General features: G+C 59.6%; 8 protein-coding genes. 6 read left to right on the top strand and 2 right to left on the bottom strand.

Annotated features, from left to right (window positions below; translation table 11 throughout):
- A partial coding sequence (locus ABYV89_RS12800; protein ID WP_432823343.1) for an Hsp70 family protein occupies nt 1–682 on the top strand: 682 nt, incomplete at its 5' end.
- A 51-nt stretch (nt 683–733) separates the two neighbouring features.
- Here ABYV89_RS12800 and ABYV89_RS12805 read toward each other — a convergent pair.
- Nucleotides 734–1129: a NifB/NifX family molybdenum-iron cluster-binding protein gene (locus tag ABYV89_RS12805; protein WP_432823344.1), complete on the bottom strand. Its 396-nt coding sequence runs from the start codon at nt 1127–1129 to the stop codon at nt 734–736.
- A gap of 197 nt (nt 1130–1326) precedes the next feature.
- On the opposite strand from ABYV89_RS12805, the gene ABYV89_RS12810 reads away from it, so the two are divergent.
- The 5 genes from ABYV89_RS12810 (at nt 1327) to ABYV89_RS12830 (ending at nt 6621) form a co-directional block, all read left to right on the top strand.
- Nucleotides 1327–2082 carry a M48 family metallopeptidase gene (locus tag ABYV89_RS12810; RefSeq protein ID WP_432823345.1) on the top strand — a complete coding sequence of 252 codons (756 nt, stop codon included), beginning with the start codon at nt 1327–1329 and terminating at the stop codon, nt 2080–2082.
- A gap of 88 nt (nt 2083–2170) precedes the next feature.
- Nucleotides 2171–3019: an ion transporter gene (locus ABYV89_RS12815; RefSeq protein ID WP_432823346.1), complete on the top strand. Its 849-nt coding sequence runs from the start codon at nt 2171–2173 to the stop codon at nt 3017–3019.
- Between the two features lie 136 nt (nt 3020–3155).
- Nucleotides 3156–4967 (top strand): trans-sulfuration enzyme family protein, encoded by a 1812-nt coding sequence (locus tag ABYV89_RS12820; RefSeq protein ID WP_432823347.1) that lies wholly within the window; start codon nt 3156–3158, stop codon nt 4965–4967.
- A 150-nt stretch (nt 4968–5117) separates the two neighbouring features.
- Nucleotides 5118–5909 (top strand): hypothetical protein, encoded by a 792-nt coding sequence (locus ABYV89_RS12825; protein WP_432823348.1) that lies wholly within the window; start codon nt 5118–5120, stop codon nt 5907–5909.
- Between the two features lie 208 nt (nt 5910–6117).
- Complete coding sequence (locus ABYV89_RS12830) at nt 6118–6621, top strand: DUF6933 domain-containing protein (protein ID WP_432823349.1); 504 nt, start codon at nt 6118–6120, stop codon at nt 6619–6621.
- 155 nt (nt 6622–6776) lie between these two features.
- Here the strand turns inward: ABYV89_RS12830 and ABYV89_RS12835 are convergent, their stop codons facing one another.
- Nucleotides 6777–6905: a hypothetical protein gene (locus ABYV89_RS12835; RefSeq protein WP_432823350.1), complete on the bottom strand. Its 129-nt coding sequence runs from the start codon at nt 6903–6905 to the stop codon at nt 6777–6779.
- Between the last annotated feature and the right edge of the window lie 230 nt (nt 6906–7135).

Below are 7135 nucleotides of genomic sequence, written 5' to 3' on the forward strand. Positions count from 1 at the left end.
CAAGGGGGGCGCTTTTGCCCGCTCGGACCGGCGCAGCGACGTGTTGTCACTGGGCGGTGTCTATGTGGCGGGCGACAAGTTCGATTCGCAGGTCATGTGGGATAAGGTGGCGCAGCATTTCGGGCGGTATGCCCGCTACAAACCGATGGGCAGGGAGGAGTGGAGCAGCATCCCTGTCAGCATCGTTGCCACGCTCTGCCAGTGGCATCGCATCCCGCTGCTGCGGGCCCGCAAGACCAGGGAGATGATCCGCGTGATCAAGCGCAGCACCGATGACCCGGCGGGCATCGAGCATCTGGAAAACATCATCGAGGATAATTTCGGGTTTGCCCTGTTTCAGTCCATCGAAAGGGCCAAGTGCGAGCTTTCGGAACGCGAGCTGGCCACGATCCGCTTCACTGAATGTGATCTGAGTATCAGCGAGGGGATTGAAAAGGGCGAATTCGAGACGATCAATGCGGAGAATTTTCGCAAGATTGAGACCTGCATCGACGAGGTTGTGGCCCAGTCCGGCTTGACCCCGGCGCAGATTGATACCGTCTCTCTAACCGGGGGCACCTCAAAGATCCCCCATATCCAGAAGCTGTTCGCCGAGCGCTTCGGTCGCGACAAGGCGGAAAGCCGTGACGCTTTCACCAGCGTCGTTCACGGTTTGGGTTCGAGCGTTCCCCTGTTTGCTTGAGCCGGGCTTCCCTGTGGCAGGCCAGGCCTCGCCCGGCCTGCCTCTCAAGCCTCATTCGTGTCCGCACCCCTGGCCATGTCCCTGGCCGCTGCCATGTCCGCCGCAGGTCTGCTCCGGGGTTACCACGGACAGTTCATTTAACGCCAGGGCGGCAAGGTTCTCGGCGACCGAGTCGGCCATCGCGCGGTAGACCGTGAAACCGAGCTGATTGAGACGACTCAGGGCGCCTCCACCAACGCCGCCGACGACAATGCCGTCGACGCTTTGCCCACCGAGGGCTTTCAGGGGACTGCAGGCGCCGTGACTGTGCTGCCTGTCCCCATTGTCAATTTCTTCGATCCCGCCGGTCTCGGTATCGACGATAATGAATGAGGGAGCCGAACCGAAATGGCCGAAGACCGAGCTTTCCAAGCCTTCATTGCTTTCTACCGGGAAACATATTTTCATCGGGTGCCTCCTGTTGGGTTATGTGTAAATGCACGCTAAGCTCCGGGCTGTTAGAAGTCAATACGTTTCCTTTTCTTCCGGCACCCTGAAAAACCTGGGAAGCAGGCATGCCGATTGTGATAGTTCTGGCGATCATCGCCCGGTGAGTGGTATCTTGTGAAAAAAATAATCTCTTATCTTCTTAAGGAGTGCTAGACATGAAAAAGACGACCAAATTTATTGCCGGCCTGGTGTTGCTCGCTCTTCTTGGCGGTTGCGCCGCTGGCGGCGGCTTTGATATCGACAAAGCCTTGGGGGTCGGCGGCGGCGTGCTGCAGGCATCGGTGTTGTCGGAAGACAGCGTTAAGCAGGCGGCGACACTGGCTGCGGTCGAGATGGACGGGCAAACCAAGGTGGCCGATGCGAATGATCCCTACTCGGTGCGGCTGCGTCGTTTGACACAGGGCCTGGAAACATATGACGGCTTGAATCTGAACTTCAAAGTGTATCTGAACCCGGAGGTTAATGCCTTTGCCATGGCGGACGGGACGGTACGTGTCTATTCCGGGCTTTTCGATGTCATGCCGGACGACCAGGTTTTTGCGGTCATTGCTCATGAAGTGGGGCATGTCAAGCTGAAGCACAGCTATAATCAGATGCGCGAGCAGATCCTGTCGGATACGGCATTTCAAGCCGCGGCTTCTGTGGGCGGGACGATTGGCTCTTTGACTTCCTCCCAGTTGGGGCAACTCGGTAAAGCGGCGATTGATGCACATTTTTCCCAGGCCGATGAGCTCGAAGCCGATGTCTACGCCGTGAAAGCGTTGCACCGGCTGAAAAAAGATCCCCGGGCCATGAAAGCGGCGATACAGACGCTGGAGGGCCTCCATAGCGGCGGCGGAGGGTTCTTGAGCTCGCACCCGTCGAACCCCAAGCGCATTGAGCAGATTGACGCCGCGATAGCCAGGCTTTAATAGACGTGTTTCTGCAATGGGATCGTTTAGCCGGACAATCGTTCGGTTTTGCCGACACCCATTGCGGGGACGATGACGAAAAAGACCAATGAGCAGATTCCCTGACGACAATCCTTTGCCTGAAAAGGCGCCGCTGCTTTCCTGGCGGGCCAGGATGCATGAGGTCATCTTCGAGGCCGACACCCCTGCGGGCAAAGCCTTCGATGTGCTGCTGATTGTCTGTATTCTGGGCAGCGTGCTGGCGGTTATGCTCGACAGCGTCAAGAGCATCCGCCTCGCTTACGGCCCTTTATTGACCACCGTCGAGTGGATTTTTACCGTCCTTTTCACCATTGAATACCTGCTGCGTCTGTTCAGTGTCGGCAAGCCGCTCAAGTATGCCGGCAGTTTTTTCGGCATCGTCGATCTGCTCGCCGTCATCCCGACCTACCTCAGCCTGGTTCTGCCCGGCACCCATTACCTGCTGGTGATCCGGGTTCTGCGGATTTTGAGGATATTCCGTATCCTGAAGCTGGTGCAGTATCTTTCGGAAGCCCGGATGCTGATGCAGGCGTTACGCTCCAGCGGCCGCAAAATCACCGTGTTTCTCTTTGCCGTGTTGACCATGGTCATCATCTTCGGCTCGTTGATGTACATGATCGAGGGGGAGGCTGCCGGCTTCACCAGCATTCCGCGCAGTATCTACTGGGCGATTGTGACTCTCACCACCGTCGGTTACGGCGACATCTCCCCGCAGACCAATTTCGGCCAGGTGGTGGCCTCGGTGGTGATGGTGCTTGGCTACGGCATCATCGCGGTGCCTACCGGCATCGTCACTGTCGAAATGGGGCAGGCCTTTCGTAAGAAGGGGGTGTCGACCCAGTCCTGCCAAGAGTGCAGCGCCGACGGGCATGACCCCGATGCCGTTCACTGCAAGTATTGCGGCAGCAAGCTGTGAGCGTCTGCCGCGAGGACAATAATTCGCCTCCCGTTTATTCTGCCTCCCCGAGCGCCAGGCCGATAGTCTGCTAAACTTTGACCGTAGGTCGGAGCAGAGATTATCTCCCGAGAGGGGGCCAGGCGGGGAGGCCGGCATGACGACACCGATTCAGCAGCTCAGTCCGCTGCGCAATACCACCAGCGCCCAGGACGCGGAAAGCCTGGCGGCGGAGCAGCTCAGCCATTTCGGCATCGATCCGCACGGGGATTACGGCCAGGCCCTGTTCCGGCTGGCCTGCACCCTCTACACGGCCCAGGCGGCGACCTTCGACCTGTGGCGCGTTACCCTCGAAACGCTCGACGGTCTGGACCGCAGCGACCGCATCGCCTACTTCAACGCCAAGCGCTTCGTCTCTTTCCAGCTGGCCAAAATCCTCGACTGCCTGCAGAACCCTTTGCGGCGCACCTACCAGTCCATCAATGTGCGCGAGCGCGGCTTTGCCTGCAAGGGGGCCTATCCCCTGTTCGACAACGTCGCCGCGATCTTCAGCTCCACCCCGGTCATCACCCGCACCGCGACCTACCTCTTTGCCTGCACCGAATGGGTGGAAGACGCCTTCAAGGGGCGCGAGCCGCTGCTGGAGATCTACTCGCGCCTGCTCAACCCGACCTCCATCAGCCTGGCCAACCACATCGTCGACCTCGAGGCCGGCGGTATGGCTTCTGATTACCTGGCCTGGAACTTCAACTCCGGCATGGCCGCCATCGACGGGCTGCTGGCGCACCTGGTCGGCAGCCGGGATGTGGTTTTGTCGAGCCGCAACATTTACGGCGGCACCTACCAGCTGCTGCACGACTGGTACGGCAAGAAGAGCAACCTCGATTTGGCCGTGGAATGGTTCGACGGCTTTGACGGTGCCGCCTTCGCCGATGCGCTGCAGGCGACCCGGGACAAATACGCCGACCGTTTGGCCGAGGGGCGCAGGATTTACGTTTTTCTCGAGTCTCCCTGCAATCCCCACGGCAACGTGCTCGATGTCCCCGAGATCAGCCGCATTGCCCACCTGAACGGTTCGCTGGTGATCTGCGACGCCACCGTCGGCACGCCGTTCCTCTGCCCGGTGCTCAGGCGCACAGAGCCTGCCGAGCGTCCTGATTTCGTGATCCATTCGTATACCAAGGATCTCTGCGGCAGCGGCACCACCACCGCCGGGGTGGTGATCGGCCGCAGCGAGCGGATGTTTCTGCCCAAGGGGGCGAGCGCTGCCATCGACGGTCCGGACGGCAAGCCCGAGACGATTCCCTGGGACGAAACCCTCTTCTGGAACGTCTATTACGTGAAAGGGGCGTTTCTCGATGCCGACAAGGCCTTCGAGGTGCTCAGCGGCCTGCGAACCTTCGAAAGCCGGATGCTGCAGAAGGGGATCAACACCCTGGTGCTGGCCCGCGTCCTCAACGCACATCCCGACATCAACGTGCACAGCCCGGCGGTCGACGGCCACCCCAACGCGGCGCTGCGCCGAAAGCTGATGTATCTGGAACTGCCCGCGCCGCTCTTTACCATCGATCTGCAGGGGGGAGGGCGCCCCCCCATCCCGCAGGAGGTCTTCAAGCGTTTTTTCGATTCCCTCGAGCCGGCGGTCGGCCTGCAGGTGAGCCTTGGGCAGACCAACACCCTGGCCCTCTGCCCGGCCCTGACCAGTCATTCGGAACTTTCCGCCGAGGCCCTGGCGGCGGCGGGGATCACGCCCACCACCATCCGGATTTCGGTGGGACTGGAGGACCCGCGGGTGCTGATCGCCCATCTGCTGCAGGCCGCGAGGCTCTTCATCGAGCCGGCCTGTGCTGGATTCTGCGCAGGGTTTCCCCAGGCGGAGGCGATTGACGCTCTTTACCGCGAGACTTATCTCGACGTTCATCGACGCTTTATCCTGGCTCAGCCCGACTTCGCCGCCCTGGCCGGCTGAATCGGCCGGGCGCTCGATCCCCCGGGGTGCGCGATCACGGTCGCCCGGGAGACCGATTTGTAGAGGAGACGACGGGGGAAGACGGTTGCTGTTCAGGCCGGATCTTATATATTCATAAGACTGTCAACCGCAAGTCATATGGAGGTCGAAATGAAAAATCGGTTAATAACAATTTGCCTGCTCGGGATCCTGACTCTGCTTGGCCAGGGGATCGCTTTTGGCGCAGAGTTCATGCCGCCATATGAGCAGCCCAACCTGTATGAATTTGTCGCGCGAAAATTGGAGGTCACCTATTCTTCATCCAGTTTCAGCGGCGAGCCGCTGCTGAGTTACCGATCCCCGAAGCTGACCCGAAATTTCAGGGGCGACCAGATCAGGGTCGTTTCAACCGAGATCGGCCACCAGGTCACCGTGACCCTTGAGCAGATCCCTGACCTGAAAACCGTCACTTTTACGCTGCTCATACCGGGGATCAACCTGCCTGCCGGGGATAAGGGGGTGGCCTTCAAGACCGAGGCGATCACCACGACCCATCCGACCACCATTGCCGGTACCGACCTGATTCAGGGCCCCCTGCAGACCTACCTGAGCAGAACCCTTTGGGGTAAGGCCAGCCGAGTCGTCTTTCTGCAGCCTGATAGGGCGGTGGTGATCGGCGAAGTCACGCTTTCCCCGACCTGCCCCGGTCCGCAGCGCCCGGGACAAATCTGTGAGCAACCCTTTGCCGGCGCGGTGGTCCAGATCATCGATTCGTCGGGTATGGTCGTGGAGACCGTTAAGACCAACGAAAAAGGGCTCTTCGAGGTTTCCCTGGATGCGGGTGAGTATACCGTTCACATCGACAGCCCCGGGATTTTGCCGAGCTGTCCCGACACCGCGGTACGCGTTCCCGAAAAAGGGAGTGTTTTGGTGGATATCGTTTGCGACACCGGGATCCGTTGATGCGGTTTCAGCTTCAGGCGGCCGGTCCTGCAATGCGATCGAGAGGCCATTGCAGGACCGGTGCCGCAGGATAGTTAACCGGGCACACCCGGTATCGGAAAATGAAGCGCATGGCAAGAAGCTGGTTCTGGTTTCCTGCCGCGAGTGGTATGCTGTGACAGGTAAGTGACTCACCCTCCACCTTATTTATCTGAAAGCACTCTGCTTCATGCTCCTGCATTGCACGAAAAAACTCACCGTAAAACTCCCGGATATTTCCTCCAGCCCGCTGGGCGAAAAAAGCTTGCTGGGCAGCTGGCACGGCCACCTGGTACAGATCGCCCGCCGGCAGTGCGTGCTTTTCTGCCATGATGAAACGCGCTACATGCTCTTTGTGCCGGGGGTGAAAAAGCCGCATTTTGAAGATCTGGGCCGGGTGCACCGGGATCTCTTCCTGATGAGTCTGGCCGCCCAGGGGGTGCCGGACGCCAAAATCATGCGGGCCGGGATGGCCCTGGGCCCGGCGGCTTTTGACGGGGCGACCGATCGCTCGGTGCTCGCCTCTATGAATGTTGCCCTGGGGGATCTGGGCGCGTACCTGCTCGAATATCCCAACCTGCTGGAGATCGATCTGGCGGCGACCGCTGTCTATCTCAACGATCGCCCCGTGTCGGTCAGGGGCGCCTGGCATTGGCCGACCAAGAAGATGCTGGCGATGGTGGCGAAGCTGTGAGGTTCGGGCCGCGGGGGAGCCGAAGACGTCCGTGGGACGACCTGATTGATTAACGCAACCAGCAACCGCACGGGACAGCAGGCGATCCGCAAATCATGAAAAGAGCGCACAGAGATTTGGGTTTTGCCACCCTCGTTGTGGCTGTCCTGGCTTTATTAATCTTCGGGACAGGGAAGCCGCTCGGCCAGGATGTGCCTGAAACAGAAGCCCACCGGGGTTTTTATCTGCAACTGGAGCAGGGCGGAAGTCGTATCGAGCTTGAACAGGGGTGTGTACCCTGTCACGCGATACGATCCCTGCCGGCGACTCATCCGCACAAAGAAGAATGCATGGTCTGTCATTTGCGCAAGTAGTGTGATCGGGCTGGTTGTTATCCCGTTGCCCCTGCGGCTGGGAGCCTGTCGGACTTTACATGAGCCGACTGCAAAATCGGCTGATTGGCCCATATCTCCGATACTTTTCGACAAATAGTCCAGCTATTCGCTCTCAAATTCTCGAATATCTGGTCTCAACC

The sequence above is a fragment of the Trichloromonas sp. genome (genome assembly GCF_041583255.1).
In the GTDB taxonomy this organism is placed as follows: Bacteria; Desulfobacterota; Desulfuromonadia; order Desulfuromonadales; family Trichloromonadaceae; genus Trichloromonas.